Source organism: Bacillus sp. FJAT-45350, assembly GCF_002335805.1.
In the GTDB taxonomy this organism is placed as follows: domain Bacteria; phylum Bacillota; class Bacilli; order Bacillales; family NISU01; genus FJAT-45350.
Genome location: NZ_NISU01000001.1, coordinates 641,033 through 657,588, shown reverse-complemented (window position 1 = coordinate 657,588; position 16,556 = coordinate 641,033). Strand labels below are relative to the sequence as shown.

The window sequence follows — 16,556 nt, the reverse complement described above, 5'->3', positions numbered from 1 at the left end:
TTATTCATACTAACTTCTCATTAAATCAGGTAAGAAAGTAACTAATTGAGGGAATGCGATAAGAATTGCTGTACAAATAACCATCGCAATTACCATCGGTGTAACACCTCTAAATATCGTTTGGATTGGAATATCCCTGGCAACACCCTTAATTACAAATATACTTACCCCTAATGGCGGTGTTAATAAACCGATATTTACTACCATTACCATAATAACACCAAACCAAATTCCATCAAAACCTAAAGCTGTTACCATTGGATGTAATATAGACAATGTTAACACAAATATCGATAAGCCTTCTATAAATAATCCTAATATAAATAAAACTATTAAGATTAAAAACAAGATTATATACGGGTTTAAATCTAAACTACTTACATAGTTTGTAACTTGAACTGGAATTCTACTTATTGTTAAAAACTGACTAAAAAGGTTAGCTCCCATTAAAATTAAGAAAATCATCGCTGTTAAACGAACACTATCATCCATTGATGCTTTAAGTGTTTTAAAATTTAATCTTCTAGTTATAAGGGCAAATAAGAACGCTCCAGCTGCACCAACACCAGCTGCTTCAGTTGGTGTAAAGATACCTGCGTAAATACCACCAACACTAATAACAAAAAGTGCTGCAATTGGCCAAACACCTTTTAGACTAGAAAGTCTCTCTGAAAGAGGTGCAACATTTGCTCTTACAGGGGCTAAACTAGGGTCACGGCGAATGAGAATTTGAATCGTAATTAAAAATAGAATAATTTGTAAAATCCCAGGAATTATACCTGCAATTAATAGAGAACCAATATTCTCCCTCGTTAATATTCCATATAAAATAAGAATAACACTTGGTGGAATTAAGATTCCTAGAGTTCCTCCAGCAGCTACACAAGCTGTAGACAAACTCGGCTTGTAATTATATTTCGACATTTCTGGTAACGTAATCTTCGCAACTGTTGCAGTAGTAGCATTTACAGAACCTGATATAGCAGAAAATATAGAAGCCGTACCGATTGTAGCCATTGCTAAACCACCACGCATATGACCAACCCAGCTATCCACCGCACGATATAAATCTTTACCTAATCCACAATAAGATAAAACCATACCCATTAATATAAATAAGGGTATAACACTTAAAGAGTAAGAAAATGCTGTATCAAAAGGCGTTCGGCCGAGTTGTAATAAAGCAATGTCCCATCCTCTTATAATCCCAGTTCCTACTAATCCAACCACTAGTAAGGCAATACCTACTGGAACTTTTAGAATAAATAAAACTAATAACAGGACAATCCCTAATACTCCAATCATTTCAGGACTCATTTTTCTTAACCACCTTTTGTACGTAAGCTATTGCATTCATTGCTGCAGTTAAAGCAAAAACACCAGTACCGATTGCCGCCAATATAGCAAATAAATAAATCGGCCAATTTAAATCTCCGGTAACAGTATTTGAATTAAGTAATCGTTGTGAATTATTCCATAGTTGAACAGTTACTAAACTCATCACACCTGCTATAAAAAAATTGATAGCACTATTCATGATGTGTTGAACTTTTTCTGGGAACTTTTCAACGAGAAAGTCAATTGTAATATGTTCTTTAAGTAAATGTGTATAGGCTAACCCTAAGAAAATAACCATTGAAAGTCCTGATTGTGTGAAATCGTAAGTACCCCTAACAGGTAGGTTAAATAGCCAGCGCCCTAAAACATCAAATGTTATCATAAGCATCATAGCTAGTAAAATAAGCTGGGCTACATAATGTAGCCCTTGACTTAGTATGTGAATGAGTTTCTTCATAGTAAAATCACTTCTTTTTGTCTAGATTTAGTTGTTTCTGATTTCAAGTGCACGATCATACATTGCTTGCCCTGGTACACCTTGTGCTTCCATATCTTCAATCCATTTCTCAATGATTGATTGGAAAGCATCTTCCCAAGCTGCTAAGTTTTCACCAGTAAGTTCGATGTATTCAACACCATTTGCAGTTCCTTCGTCATAGCCATTTTGACCTGCTGCATCAAATACTCTTCCAGCATGCATTGACATGTCTATTTGTGTTAAATCATTTAATAATGCTTTATCTGAATCAGATAGGCTATTATACTCATCAGTATTCATTACTGAGAAGAATGGAGTAGCTGAGAAATTACCAACAGTCGCATATTTAACAACTTCGTGGAAGCTGTAGTCAGCAATTGTAGAGAATGGTACCATTGCAGCGTCAATTGCTCCTCTTTCTAAAGCTTCAAAAACTTCTCCCATTGGCATTGTTACTGGTGTTGCACCTAAAGCTTCAAGCATTTGAGCACCTGCTGGAGATGGCGTACGTACACGTAAACCTCTTAAATCGTCAGGTGTTTCAATTTTTTTATCAGGACTTAAGAATTGTGCAGGTTCTGCAGAGAATAGGAATAAAGGTGTAGTTTCACCATGTTCCGCTTGTAACTCTTCAAACTCTTCAAATAAAGTCCAGAAAATCTCTCCACCCTTTTCAGCTGAATCTACTAAGAAAGGTAAATCAATGATCGTAGAAATTGGGAATCTACCAGCTGAGTATGCATGAACACTTAAACCAATGTCAGCTTCACCTGTTACTGTCATATCGTAATGAGCACCTGGTGCACCTAATTGATTGTTGTCATAAATGTCTGCCGTAATTCTTCCGTTAGATTGTTCTTCTAAATCACTAACAAACGGTACTAACACATCCATATGGATCGGATGATTACCTGGCAAGAAATGAGAAATCATGAAATTATGAGTTCCACCCTCTTCTACTACTTCCCCACCATCATTAGCTTCACCATCACTACTACCAGAATCTTGCTCTTGTGCTGTGTCTTGAGAACCACATGCCGCCATGAAAATCATGAATAATGCTAACATTGCAGCAAACAAGATTTTCTTGCTACTTCCCACTCTCTTAATCATTCTTACTCCCCCTTTTTGTATGATGCAAAATAGTGTTAACGTTTCTTTAACGTGTTAACGCTTTCATTATATCAAATCTACTTAACTAAAAAAAGTGATTTTTCAGAAATTATTTAAAAAAATATATTAAATAATATATAATTACTTAAAAACGTTGATAATATGCTAGATTCTTTAGAAAAATAACAGTCGAATAACCGGAATTTTTGTCGTATTTTTCTAGTGTTTTAAAAAAAGGTGGTTAAATAACCACCTTTTTCTAAAACTCATATACTCTTTTAAGCTTTAACAACACTTTTGCTTAAATGATCTGCTCTTGATAAGAAACTATTTACTAAATCTACATATTGATCCTTTTCAAACATATCATAGTATACATTAGACATACGAGCTGGATCTCCGAAGAAGTAGTACTCATAAAGAGCTTGACGGTTACCAAATGCACTAATACAAACATCCCAAGCTAGACGATAAAGCTGTACGCGTTCTAATCCATCGATGTTAGCCCCTTGGTTGTATCTTACCATATCTTCTCCAGTTTCTGGATTTTCAAAGTCAGCTAATGTTGGAATTGCCATTAATCCAGAAGCACCTAAGATTTTTAAGATTTCTACGATACGTTGGTACATTTTAGGATACCAGTTTCTTGCAGCATTTAAAGGTGCAAATTCTGGAGTCATGTTACCATACTGATCAAGAGTTGCATTTTGCTCTGCACGGAATAAATGTGATCTCATTGTTTCTAAAGCAATCATAACTTCAGAAGCTTTTTCTTTAACGTGAGGGAATTTTTCAATTCCAACAGCATCAATGATACGAAGAATAATACCAAGTAAAAACTCAGTTTTAGCTGTGTTTTTAGCAACAACTTGGTGTGCCATATGATGAACAGCATGAGTTCCTGGGTAAGTTCCTTGACATAATTTCGCATTTTGATAGATAAATACTCTATCCCAAGGGATTAATACATTATCAAATACAACAATAGCATCACTTTCATCATAACGAGCACCCATTGGATGATCCCAAACGTTCTTACCATAATCAAATGATTCACGGCACATGAACTTAAGACCAGGTGTGTTGTTTGGAATAGCTGCTGCAAATGCATATGGCTTATCTTTCTCATCAACAACGTTAAGAGTTGACGGGAAGATAACAATCTCATCAGTTACTCCACCTAAAGTAGCTAATAAACGACACCCTTTAATAATGATTCCTTCGTCCGTCTCTTCTACAACACGAGCTGATAAGAACGGATCATTTTGTTCAGATTGAATTTTTGAACGGTTTGCTTGAGGATGAATTAACGTATGAGTTAAGCTAATGTCATTTTCACGACAGTATTCATAGTAGTTTCTAGCATTTTCTGCAAAACGAGAATCTCCTTGTCCGAAATATTCAAAAGCAGTACCAAAAGCCATGATACTAGTATTTAAATAGTCTGGAGAACGTCCCATCATACCACCAGAATATCTAGCCCATTCAGTGATCATTTCACGACGTTTTACTAGGTCTTCAATAGTTTTCGGTGCGATATATGATAATCCAACTTTTTCCCCTGAAGTCGGTGACGTGTAAAGCATTTTATCCGCTCTCTCATGTTGTAAATCATAGTATTCAACCATGCTTTGTACAATACCTTTAAATGCTGGATGTTCTGAAACTTTCTCCACTTTTTCCCCGTGAATCCATACATTATTTTGTGCTGCGTCTAGTGCCGCTAAGTATTCTTTACCAGTTCTTGCTCCCATTAAATACCCCTCCTAGAAAATTTAATTATCTATTATTTTTATTGTAATCATGTCCCTCTTTTACTTACCGAATTGAGGAATATGATGATCACCAACAGCTAGATGAATTACCTTAATTTCTGTGTAGAACTCAAAGCCATAATGGCCACCTTCTCTACCAATACCGCTATATTTAGAACCACCAAATGGTGTTCTTAAATCACGGACATTTTGTGAGTTAACCCAAATCATTCCTGATTCAATAGCATTTGCTACACGATGACCTCTTGTGAAGTCCTTCGTCCAAACATAACCTGCTAATCCATATTTAATGTCATTTGCCATTCTAATTACTTCTTCTTCTGTTTTAAATGAAATGACAGCCATTACAGGTCCAAAAATTTCTTCTTGTGCAACAGTCATATCATTTGTCACATTTAATAGAAGTGTAGGTGCAATATAGTTTCCATTTGAGAACTCATCAGGTACTTTACCACTATAGACTTCAGCACCTTCTTCTTTAGCGATATTAATATAGTTCAATACATTCTCTTGGTGTACCTTGTGAATTAAAGGCCCAACTTGTGTAGTTTCATCATCTGGAGCACCCACTCGAATGTTATCAACACGCTCTTTTAATCTAGCAACAAATTCATCTTTGATATCTTCATGAATGAATAAGCGTGAATTAGCTGTACATCTTTCTCCATTGAAAGAGAAGATTCCCCAGATACAAGCATCCAGTGCTCTTTCAAAGTCAGCATCATCAAAAACGATAATTGGTGACTTCCCACCAAGCTCCATTGAAAAACGCTTCATAGTATCTGCACCATTTTTAATAATTTCAGCACCTGTAGTAGTTTCGCCAGTGAAAGAAATCATATTAACATTAGGATGAGCTACTAATGATGCACCAGCTGTTTCACCAAAGCCATGGACGATATTGAATACACCTTTTGGTAATCCTGCTTCGTCAATAATTTCCGCTAACTTATTTGCTGATAATGGAGACCATTCAGCTGGTTTTAAAATTACTGTATTACCTGTAGCTAAAGAAGGAGCAACCTTCCAAGTCTCTAACATAAATGGAGCATTCCAAGGTGTAATTAGACCCGCTACCCCAACTGGTGAATGAACAGTATAGTTAATGAACTCATCATCCACTTGATACGCTTCACCATATAATTTCGTATTTACCATTTCAGCATAGAATCTGAAATTTTGTGAAGCTCTCGACGTCATTTTTTTCGTTTGACTAATAGGTAGCCCAGTGTCTTTCGATTCAAGATGTGCAATTTCATCAATATGTTCATCAATAAGATCTGCAATCTTGTAAATATACTTTAATCTTTCAGCCAGTTTCATCTTTTTCCACGGACCGTTATCGAAAGCTTCTCTTGCAGCTGCTACTGCTAAATCGATATCTTCCTTATGACCTTCACTTACTTTATTAATAGGTTCGTTTGAAAAAGGACAAATGTTATCAAACTGTTGTTTCTTTGTACCTTCTACGAATTCTCCATTTATGTAGTGAAGAACTGTTGGTTTAATTTCCATGCTATAGTCCCCCTTGGTTATTGAATGTATTCGCTTACATTCTGTTGAAATAAGAACCTACCTTTATGTTAGAACTGCTCACCATATCCTTTGTATCTAATTACACTAGTTAGAGTAAGCATATAAAAGTAGGCTCTGGATTTATTATTGATTAAGAATTAACTTTTTCAATAATTCCATAATCAACAAGAACTTTTTTGATTTCAGCTTGAAGTTGTTCTGTTGGTAAATCCATTGGCATACGTAATTTTGGTGTGATTTTACCCATCATTCCTAATGCAGCTTTTACCGGAGCTGGATTCGTATCAGCAAATAGAATATCGTTTAATGGCATTAACTCGTAATGTAATTCAATTGCTCTTTCGATATTCCCAGCAGCGAATTCATTGTGCATTTCAGCAACTTTAGCAGGAGCTACGTTTGCAGTTGCACTAATTGAACCAGCACCACCGATTGCTAACATTGGGTAGCAAAGTAATTCGATACCAGAGAATAATAGGAAATCTCTTCCACAATGTAAAAGTACACGATTCACATGCTCGAAATCTTTGTTTGATTCTTTAGCACCAATAATGTTCGGACAATCTGCATTAATTCTAGCTAATGTTTTAACCTCAAGGTTAACAGCTGTTCTTCCAGGAATGTTATATACGATTAACGGGAAGTCTGCTACTGAATCAGCAACTGCTTTGAAATGCTTGTAAAGTGCATCTTGGTTAGGCTTGTTGTAATAAGGTACGATAACCATTGCACCATCAGCGCCTAATTCTTGAGCTTTCTTCGTTAAATATAGAGTCTCTTGATGGTTAGTTGAACCAGTACCAGGTACTACAGGTACTCTTCCGTTTGCTGCTTTAATTGCAGTTTCCATAACTTTTACACGTTCTTCTACTGTTAATGAGCTAGGTTCACCAGAAGTTCCAGTTACAGAGATTGCATGACTACCATTTTCTATTTGCCAGTTTACTAGTTCAGCTAACTTATCATAATCAACATTATCATTTGCATCGAATGGAGTGATTACTGGTGCGATTGAACCTCTTAAGTTTTCTTTTAGATATTTAACTTTATCCATTTTAAATCCAACCTTCCTTTTACTGGTCTATTTTATAAGTAAGTATATTTTTGAGAATTGTTTAATAATTCCCTTAATTAGTATTATATACGAAATCATATATGATTTAAAGTAAAAAAATATATTTTTTTAAAATTTTTAGAATAGACAGTTTTTAACTTAGATACCTAATGACAAATACTTAATTTCTAAATATTCTTCAATGCCATGGTGTCCACCTTCACGGCCCATCCCACTCTCTTTAATACCACCAAATGGGGCTTGTGCAGTAGATGGTAATCCATCATTTAAGCCAACAATTCCATATTCAAGTTGTTCTGACATTCTCACTGCCTGACTTATGTCTTTAGTAAATAAGTATGCTGCTAAACCATATGGCGTATTATTAGCTCGTTTAATCACTTCATCTTCAGTTTTAAAAGTCGTGATTGGTGCTAGTGGTCCAAATGTTTCCTCATTCATACATAACATGTCATCAGTTACTTTCGAAATAAGTGTAGGTTCATAATAATAGCCTGTTTCATCAGCTATACGTTTTCCTCCACATTCAAGAGTGGCCCCCTTCGAAATAGCATCAGATACTTGATTTTCAACGGTAAGAATTGCATTCTCATCAATTAGAGGACCCATTGAGTGGCCTTCAACTAAACCATTACCAACTTTAATCTTGTCTACTTCCTCTTTAAACACTTTAATAAAATCTTGCTCTACAGTTTCTTCTACATATACTCTATTTGTACATACACATGTTTGACCTGCATTACGAAACTTTGAACCTAGTAAATTTTGAGCTGCCTTTCTTAAATCAGCATCCCCCATAATAATGAAAGGTGCATGCCCTCCAAGCTCTAGTGATAGCTTTTTCATCGTATTTGCCGCTTGTTTCATAAGTGTTTTACCAACTTCAGTAGAACCGGTAAATGTTAATTTTCGCACTCGAGTGTCATTAAGCAACACATCCCCAATTTTACCTGAATCACCAGTAACAACATTTAATACACCTTTAGGAATACCAGCCTTATGTCCAAGTTCAGCTAACTTAATTGCTGTAAGTGGTGTTTGCTTAGCTGGCTTTACAACAATTGTACAACCTGCAGCTAATGCAGGCGCAGCCTTTCGAGTAATCATTGCCGCTGGGAAGTTCCAAGGCGTAATAGCTGCTACTACACCGACTGGCTGTTTTATTACAAGTAAACGCTTATTTTGATGCGAAGCAGGTATTGTTTCGCCGTAAATTCGTTTTGCTTCCTCTGCATACCATAAAATGTAATTATTTGCATAATCAATTTCACCTATTGCTTCTGCTAGTGGTTTCCCCTGCTCTTTTGTCATCGTTCTTGCTAAGTCTTCCTTATTTTCATTTACTAAGTTGTACCAATTCATTAGTACTGCACTACGTTCATAGGCTGTTTTTGATTTCCATGATTTCAAAGCTTCGTCAGCTGCAGTTACTGCACGTTCAGTTTCTGCTGTCCCTCCTTTTGGTACATATGCAATGGTTTCCTTAGTCGCTGGATTTTCTATTGCTATTGTTTCTTGTGAATCTGCTTCTTCCCATTCGCCATTGATATACATCTTGTACTGTTCCATGTTTCCCTCCCTGAAATTATTTATAGTTGTTTAATTTCCTTTTCTTCTTTTCTTTTTATAAAAGCAGCAACAGTATTCATTTTGTGCAATCTAACGAAGCTTTCAATTTCAGAAAATGAATGATTATTTTCTATTAATTTAATTATTCGTCTGTGTTCCCCTACCGACTGTTTACTTCTTGACGAAACAAAAGCTGCACCCATTCCACGAATACGACTAAGCTTACTCCATGTATTTTTAATCGTTTCTATTACATATTTATTTTCACAATAAGCATACGTTTTTTCGTGGAATAAACGATTAAGAACTCCAAATCGAGCAAAGTCTAATTCATCGAGTGCTTGCTCTAATTGCTCATTGATCGTCGTTAGTTCTTTAATTTTTTCTTTAGGAAAATTGTCAGCGCTTTCAGCTGTTGCATATCCCTCAAGAACTGCCAGTAGTGTTAATGTTTCTAGATATTCATTTTCGTCGATGCTTGATACTACTGCTCCTATGTTCGGTTGATAAACAATTAATCCATCTGATTCAAGCTGTCTTATCGCTTCCCTGATGGGGATAGCACTAAGTGAAAGTTCCTTTGCTATTTGGTTAATAACTATACGAATACCTGGTGGATACTCTCCGGAAAGAATCCTTTCTCTAATGACCTTATATGCGGTTTGCTGTTTATTAATTTTTTTCGTTTCCATACTTTAAGTTTATACAAAATCATATATGATTTCAAGCAGTATCGAATGATTTGTTAGAAATTTCTTACTATTAATTCGAAAACTATTTAAAGGGCTGTACCTTTACCACCGTCAATGACAATAGATTGACCTGTAATGTATTGATTATAATCTGAGCAAAGAAATAGCACTAAATTAGCTAATTCATTTGGAGTACCGTAACGACCAAGCGGGATTGTTGCTTCATTTCTTTTTCGGATATCTGCATAACTTACATGTTGTCGTTCAGCAGCCTTATTATCAAGTAATTCAACTCGCTCGGTTGCAAATTTACCGGGTCCAATTGTGTTCACCATTATTCCAAATTCTCCGAGCTCTCTAGCAAGACTTTTTGAAAATCCTGTAATAGCATTTCTAAATGTATTTGAAAGAATTAAATCGTCGATAACTTGCTCGATTGAAGACGAGGCAATGTTAATAATGAATCCTTGATGATTCTTTTTCATATGAGGTAAAACTTCATTTGTCATTCGAACATAACTCATTAAATTTAACTGAAAAGCGTGAATCCAATCACTTTCTTCAAGGTCCTTAAAACCACCCGGCTTTGGACCTCCAGAATTATTAATCAATATATTAATCTTCCCAAAATGATTAATAACATCTTTTATTAATGTTTTGATTTCAAAATCGTTTGTTATATCACAAGTAAAGCCCTTAACAGTATTATTCCCTGTTTTTTCCTGCAATTCTCTTACTGCTAGTTTTAAGTTTTCTTCTGAGCGGCTTACAATTGCAACTTGTGCTCCTTCTTGTAGAAATCTTTCTGCAATCGCTTTTCCAAGACCTTTACTACCAGCAATGACCAAAACAACTTTTTCTTTAAATGTTACATCCATCAAACTATCCTAGCCTTTTGTAATAAAGAAGATAATGTATGTTCTTCAGAGTGATTGATCCATTTAATTGTTACGCTCGCGTCATCTAAATTGTTAATAGATTGGTCAAGAGCTAAAGTTATTAGACTACACCCTCGATCCACATAAGCAATTCCAAATATCTTTCTACTATCGACAGTTAGTTCAACTTTATAAGCACCACTTTTGGGTAACATATAATGTGAGTGTTGTTTTAAGGTAAAATAAATTTTATTTTGCCTATAATCCATTTCATAACCCTCAATATTACCTTTACTTATATAGAAATCCCCTAGATAACTAGGAACCTTGTCAACTTCACCATCATTTATTAAATTCCGAATCAATGTAGAGCTAATTTTGTTATTTTGCTCCTCTACTTTAGAAATAGTTGTCACATCGAACATGCCATTTCCATCTTCTTTCATTCGGCTCATATTCCCTTCACCACGTCGACCATAGGCAAAGTCAAATCCTGCAACTACATGTTTGACATTATGTTTAACAATACATTCATGAACAAACTTTTTTGGCGACATATTTGAGAACTCTTTATTAAAATTAACTAGATAACATATTTCAACACCTAGATTAGCAAGACTTTGAATTTTATCAGATAGTGGTGTAAGGTAATTGACTTTTTTTGTCCCATTACTCAAGACTTCCTTTGGATGAGGGAAAAAGGTCAACGCTGCTAATTTCAATCCTTTTTTCTTGGATATCTCTTTTGCTGTTTTAATTACGTGTTGATGACCTAGGTGCACACTATCAAAAAAGCCAATTGCCAATACAGTCGAAGGAAAATATCTTACCTTCAATTCTTCTGGACAAGAAAAGTTAATGACCCTCATGTTTCATCTCCCCCAACATTAATTTAAATTTACGTTACTTTATCTCTTCCTTTAAATTCATCGACGGTTTTTAATTTATGATTACGTACAAACATTTCTATTTTATCGATTGGTGCATTCATTTCAATTAGTTCAATAATAAAAGCGTGCTCATCAACAGCTTCCTTTGCACGTGCAGAAGAAAAGCTAAAGCCACTTCTCATACTATTAATTCGTTCCCAAATCTTATCAATCTCTGCTTGCAATACTTTATTAGTGCAACAAGCGTAGATTGCTTTATGAAACTGTTGATTTAATAAATCAAACTCTTCATACTTCTCTTCTTTGTATGCTTTCTTAATTTGAGCGTTAATCTCTTTAAGACTGTTAATATCTTCTTGTTTCATATTTTCTAGGCTAATACCTGTTGCATATCCTCCTAGTACAGCAAATCCTTTTAATATTTCAATAAAGGATTCTTTATCGATAGGCTGAACAATTGCCCCAGAGTTCATTTTATATTTAATTAGACCTTTAGACTCTAATTGACGAAGTGCTTCTCTTACTGGGGTTTGACTAGCACCAATTTCTTTAGCAATTTCTTCTATAACGATTCGTTCTCCTGGTTTATACTCCCCATTAGTAATCCGAGAGTGAATCATTTCAAATGCATGCATTTGCTTCGACTTTACCATACGTCACCTCTATACAAAGCAAAGTAATCGCTTACATAAATTATCCTCTACTTGTTTATTTAATGTAAATTATATATGATTTGCTATATTATTTCAATAATTTTTAGAAAATTCAATGAAGTATAACCAAATCATATATTTATAAAAAGAAAAAAGGCTACACTCACAAATAACTTCCCCCTTTCCAAACAATGGAGGATCGTTATTCATGAGTTAGCCTTTAGTTTTTTATTTTTTATAACGCTTATGAATATTATTGTGTTTATACGTGCCTGCTTCACTAAACTCAATTAATTCCATTGAGATAGCTAAATACCTTTTATTAAATAATAAATCAAAATGTTCTTTTATTACCTCAAAAAGTTTATCACAAGTATCTTTTTTATCTTTATCCGAGCGTCCTGCTCCGATTTTTAAAGTCACATGAACAAATGCATCGTCCTCTGTACCGTCAGCTACTCGAAAATCCATTATTTCGATTGCTCTAGCACGAATTCCACCAATTGGGAATATGTCGCTACGAGAGATTAGTACTCCGTTGACCTTTTCAAGTAATTGAGGGATATTTGCTTCACTCTTAATATTATTTGTATATTCGATAATTAAATGTGGCATAAGACGTCTCCTTTTAAGGTCTAGTCAATTTAATTTGCTTATTTAATTGAAAATCTTTCATCACCAGCAATTGTATTGACTAAACGTCCAATACCTTCTACCTCAGTAATTACTTCATCTCCAACCTTAGTATCAACTGAACCTTTTGGTGTACCTGTTAAGATGACATCTCCTTCATTTAATGTCATAAAGCTACTTAAGTATTCAATAAGAGTAGGAATGTCAAACACCATATCTTTTGTCGTACCTTCTTGTGTTTTCTCCCCATTAACAAACGTACGTAAAGTTAAGTTCATAGGATCTGAAACATCCTTTGCATCTACAAACCAAGGCCCCATTGGCGTACAAGTATCTCTGTTCTTCACTCGTAAGTTTGGACGATAGTAATTTTCTAAATAATCTCTAATCGCGTAATCGTTTACAACCGTGTAACCAGATACATAATTATACGCATCTTCCTTTTTTACATTACGTGCCGCTCTACCAATAACGACAGCTAATTCACACTCATAATGCATATATGTCACATCACTTGGACGACGAGTTTCAGCCTTGTGTCCAATAAACGTGTTTGGCCCTTTTAAGAATACTAATGGCTCAGTTGGCGCTTTAAAAGAAAGCTCTGCTGCGTGGTCAGCATAATTTAATCCTAATGCAAATACCGTTCTTGGTTGAACTGGTGGTAACCATACTACATCTTCTTCTGAAACAATTCTACCATCATCTAATTTTAAACGACCTTCATATTCTACAGCTCCATGAATTGAACCAGCATATGCTACTCTTGCACGTTTCATTTTGAAGCCCCCTTTGTAATTTCTTGTTCAAGCTTAACTGAATTTTCTAATTGACCAATTCCATCAATTTCAATTCGTACAATATCACCATCTTTAGCAAGTGGTGCATTTTCCGGAACCCCAACTAGTAATACATCACCTTCACTTAATGTCATAAAATCCGTTACATCGGCTAATAAACGTGAAACAGAGCGTACTAGATTACTAGTGTTATTTTCTTGTTTTAATTCATCATTAATAAAAACTTTAATTCCTAGAGCATCTGGATTTGTAACACTATCACGTTCTATTACCCATGGACCTACTGGGCAAAATCCATCACGTGCCTTTTGACTTATTGCCGGACGATACACACTGTCATGCGGGATACTAACATCATTAACAATCGTATAACCTGCAACATAACTTAACGCCTCATCTTCGGTAACTCTAGTAGCATTACGACCAATCACTATTCCAAGTGATGCACCAATTTCTACCTCAGGAAAACCTGCTGGTAGTGGAATAGGCGTTCCGTAACTACTAATAGTATTTACTGGCTTAATATATAAAATTGGCGCTTTAGGAGCTTCATTATATGGAGCCTCATTTACTGCATTACCTAAAGAAGCTAGCGCACCTTTATAGTTTAATAGAGCACCATAAATTGTACCCGAGACTGGAGAATCTACATTTGCCTTTGTAACTTCATAACTATCACCATTTAATTCAAATGTATTATTGTTTGGGCTTGCCACAACTTCATTTGTTTGTTGTATACCTTGATACTTAATTTTTGCCTTACTCATTTACTTCACTCCCCTACTTCTATTTAATAATGTAATAAGCTTTCCAACATATGTAACATCTACTTCTTTGATAGAGCATTACTTACGATACTATATGACAAGATCGTATATCATATATGATATATTATATAATCATAAGATTCAAATAATTTTAAAACTAAAATAATAAAATTTAAATCAATAAAAAAACGTCTAATTAAATAGACGCCACTTTCTATAAGGTATACTGTTTATCTATTAACTTTTATAGGCAGTTGGATTTCTGTAATAAAGTCATTACGATCATTCGAAATAAAACGATCAATAATCGTTCGAATAATAAATTCACCGCTAATTTCGTAATTCTCTTGTTGAACATAATCAAGTAGCATCCGATAATAAGGTGGAGCTTCACTATGTCCCCCTCTAAAATAAATACAAACATAGTCTCCGGCAGGAAATGTTGTAATTAATTCATCTTTAACATCCTTTTCTTCAACTTCTTCAATTAATAAGAAAATCGAATTGTACTCAAAGAAATTATCCCTCGCTATTTCATATTCAGAAATAGTTAAGCCCACTTTTCCAATAAATAAAGGAACATTTGGATGTAATTCTGTTTTAATCTTTCTTAACGATATTTCTAAGTCATAAGCTGATGAAATTTTCTCATGCATTTGAAACACAGTTCTTTCTTTAATAGTCTTAACTATCGGAATAGCAATATCGTTAATATCTCTTATCCTTTCAATTTCTGCAATTCTACCGTCTAGTCTTTTATTTATTGCCTGTAATTCCTTTAGTTTTTGTTCAGTAATTTCTTTATGTTTTTTTAATGTATGTAAAAAATCATTTATGTCTCGGTTAGTAATTTGCTGTTTAATTTCCTTTAAAGGTACTCCTAATATTTTCAGATAATTAATTATGTCTAATAGTTTAAACTGTTCGATAGAATAATAACGATATCCGTTTGTAGTATCTACCTCAACAGGCTTAAATAAATCTATTTCATCGTAATAGCGTAATGTTTTTACAGGAATATTATGCAGATTAGACATTTGTCCTATCGAGAATCTATTTTTCAAAATAATCACCACTCTAGTATTTATCCATATAACTCAAAGATAAACGTTCTATACTAGAAAAGCAACTATTCAATAAAAAAGTGAGAATACAGTTCACAGCATCTGCATTCTCACTTTTTATATATTATTTAATATTTTCACCTTTTTTTAATTCTTCAACTGGTAATAGTTCACCAGTCAGAATATCCTCAACTGGAACCGCTTCCTTTTTCCAGCTATCAGGAGGTAATGCTCCCCAGAATGTTGCTCTTTGTGGGTCATCTAGATGCCATTTTACAGGTTCCCAATCTGGATCGTTTGTAAAGTAGTCTCCTGTATAAAGCTCAACACGATTTCCATCAAAATCTCTAATATATACAAAGAACGCATTTGATGTACCGTGTCTACCAGGTGAACGCTCAATATTCGCATAATAACCTAATGAAGCAAGATGGTCACATGCATCTAAGATTGACTTAGCATCATCCATCCAGAAACCAGTATGGTGATAACGTGGTCCTTTTTCACTAATTAATGCAAGATCATGAACACTTGGCTTTCTATGCATCCATGCAGCCCAAATATGTTCATCGTTCCCTTCACCCTTCACTGTATATTCAGATGTTCTAAATCCTAGATTATCACTATACCAATCATATAAATGGTCAATGTTAGTAATTAAACAGTTTGCATGGTCAATTCTTTTTATCTTACAATTTCCTTGCAGATGATATTTTTGTAACATTCTATCAGCTTTATCCATTTCAAAGAAGAATTCTACTGGTATACCACCAGGATCTTGAATACGAATTGCTCTTCCTTGGCCTTTTTCTTCATTCGGAACTAACCAACGCTTCTTTACACCTAGTTTAGTAAACAATTTATCTAATTCATCTAAGTCTTCATCAGCACTTACTCTGTAAGCTATATGTTTTAAGCTAGCTTGTTCTCCTTTAGTAAGAACTAATGTATGATGGTTTGCATCCTCTAAAGCTCGTAAATAAATATGATTTTCATCTGACTCAGTTTCAATTAACCCTAAACCTGTACAGTAAAATTCGCGAGCACGCTCTAAGTCTGTTACTGTCACTTCAGCATGATGTAGCCGTACGATATCAAAATTTTTCTTTGTCATGTCAATCTTCCTCTCCATTTCTTAAATTGGACCCTACTTAAAATAAGCAATTCCATTTAAACTACTTTCATCATAAAAGCTCCAGCTACTGGAGAGTCAATATTATTTTTTATTTTTTATAAATTTTCAGACAAAAGGTACGTCCTAACTTAAATTCGAGTATTTTGACAAAAAAAAGAGA

At 34.6% G+C, this 16,556-nt stretch carries 16 protein-coding genes; all 16 read right to left on the bottom strand.

Translation table 11 applies throughout. The annotated features are described in order from the left end of the window. Window positions 1-9: 9 nt before the first annotated feature. Window positions 10-1,317 (bottom strand): TRAP transporter large permease, encoded by a 1,308-nt coding sequence (locus CD003_RS03250; protein ID WP_096199453.1) that lies wholly within the window; start codon window positions 1,315-1,317, stop codon window positions 10-12. Next, window positions 1,307-1,795, bottom strand: a complete 489-nt coding sequence (locus CD003_RS03245; protein WP_096199452.1) for a TRAP transporter small permease — start codon at window positions 1,793-1,795, stop codon at window positions 1,307-1,309. Before CD003_RS03245 ends, CD003_RS03250 begins: the two co-directional genes overlap by 11 nt. A 27-nt stretch (window positions 1,796-1,822) precedes the next feature. Next, window positions 1,823-2,929, bottom strand: coding sequence for a TRAP transporter substrate-binding protein (locus CD003_RS03240; RefSeq protein ID WP_096199451.1), 1,107 nt, complete (start codon window positions 2,927-2,929; stop codon window positions 1,823-1,825). Between the two features lie 278 nt (window positions 2,930-3,207). After that, window positions 3,208-4,683, bottom strand: coding sequence for a 4-hydroxyphenylacetate 3-monooxygenase, oxygenase component (hpaB, locus tag CD003_RS03235; protein ID WP_096199450.1), 1,476 nt, complete (start codon window positions 4,681-4,683; stop codon window positions 3,208-3,210). A 60-nt stretch (window positions 4,684-4,743) separates the two neighbouring features. After that, window positions 4,744-6,219, bottom strand: coding sequence for a 5-carboxymethyl-2-hydroxymuconate semialdehyde dehydrogenase (hpaE, locus tag CD003_RS03230; protein ID WP_096199449.1), 1,476 nt, complete (start codon window positions 6,217-6,219; stop codon window positions 4,744-4,746). A gap of 151 nt (window positions 6,220-6,370) precedes the next feature. Further along, window positions 6,371-7,294 carry a 2,4-dihydroxyhept-2-ene-1,7-dioic acid aldolase gene (hpaI, locus tag CD003_RS03225; protein WP_096199448.1) on the bottom strand — a complete coding sequence of 308 codons (924 nt, stop codon included), beginning with the start codon at window positions 7,292-7,294 and terminating at the stop codon, window positions 6,371-6,373. A 159-nt stretch (window positions 7,295-7,453) separates the two neighbouring features. Next, window positions 7,454-8,869 carry an NAD-dependent succinate-semialdehyde dehydrogenase gene (locus CD003_RS03220; protein WP_096202232.1) on the bottom strand — a complete coding sequence of 472 codons (1,416 nt, stop codon included), beginning with the start codon at window positions 8,867-8,869 and terminating at the stop codon, window positions 7,454-7,456. A gap of 35 nt (window positions 8,870-8,904) precedes the next feature. Next, entirely contained in the window at window positions 8,905-9,576 is a 672-nt protein-coding gene (locus tag CD003_RS03215) for a GntR family transcriptional regulator (protein ID WP_096199447.1), read from the bottom strand. Window positions 9,577-9,662: 86 nt separating this feature from the next. Next, the gene (locus CD003_RS03210) at window positions 9,663-10,454 is read right to left on the bottom strand and encodes an SDR family oxidoreductase (RefSeq protein WP_096199446.1); all 792 of its coding nucleotides are present in this window, start codon (window positions 10,452-10,454) and stop codon (window positions 9,663-9,665) included. After that, the gene (locus CD003_RS03205; RefSeq protein ID WP_096199445.1) at window positions 10,454-11,323 is read right to left on the bottom strand and encodes an FAD synthetase family protein; all 870 of its coding nucleotides are present in this window, start codon (window positions 11,321-11,323) and stop codon (window positions 10,454-10,456) included. Before CD003_RS03205 ends, CD003_RS03210 begins: the two co-directional genes overlap by 1 nt. A gap of 29 nt (window positions 11,324-11,352) precedes the next feature. Further along, on the bottom strand, window positions 11,353-11,997 hold the full coding sequence (locus tag CD003_RS03200; RefSeq protein WP_096199444.1) for a GntR family transcriptional regulator: 645 nt from the start codon (window positions 11,995-11,997) through the stop codon (window positions 11,353-11,355). Window positions 11,998-12,225: 228 nt separating this feature from the next. Continuing rightward, window positions 12,226-12,612, bottom strand: a complete 387-nt coding sequence (locus CD003_RS03195) for a 5-carboxymethyl-2-hydroxymuconate Delta-isomerase (protein ID WP_096199443.1) — start codon at window positions 12,610-12,612, stop codon at window positions 12,226-12,228. Between the two features lie 38 nt (window positions 12,613-12,650). Further along, window positions 12,651-13,409: a fumarylacetoacetate hydrolase family protein gene (locus CD003_RS03190; RefSeq protein ID WP_096199442.1), complete on the bottom strand. Its 759-nt coding sequence runs from the start codon at window positions 13,407-13,409 to the stop codon at window positions 12,651-12,653. Beyond that, window positions 13,406-14,197: a fumarylacetoacetate hydrolase family protein gene (locus CD003_RS03185; RefSeq protein ID WP_096199441.1), complete on the bottom strand. Its 792-nt coding sequence runs from the start codon at window positions 14,195-14,197 to the stop codon at window positions 13,406-13,408. The genes CD003_RS03190 and CD003_RS03185 overlap by 4 nt, the downstream gene beginning before the upstream one ends. 230 nt (window positions 14,198-14,427) lie before the next feature. Beyond that, entirely contained in the window at window positions 14,428-15,261 is an 834-nt protein-coding gene (locus CD003_RS03180) for a MerR family transcriptional regulator (RefSeq protein ID WP_096199440.1), read from the bottom strand. 124 nt (window positions 15,262-15,385) lie between these two features. Further along, on the bottom strand, window positions 15,386-16,375 hold the full coding sequence (gene hpaD, locus CD003_RS03175) for a 3,4-dihydroxyphenylacetate 2,3-dioxygenase (RefSeq protein WP_096199439.1): 990 nt from the start codon (window positions 16,373-16,375) through the stop codon (window positions 15,386-15,388). Window positions 16,376-16,556 lie beyond the last annotated feature (181 nt).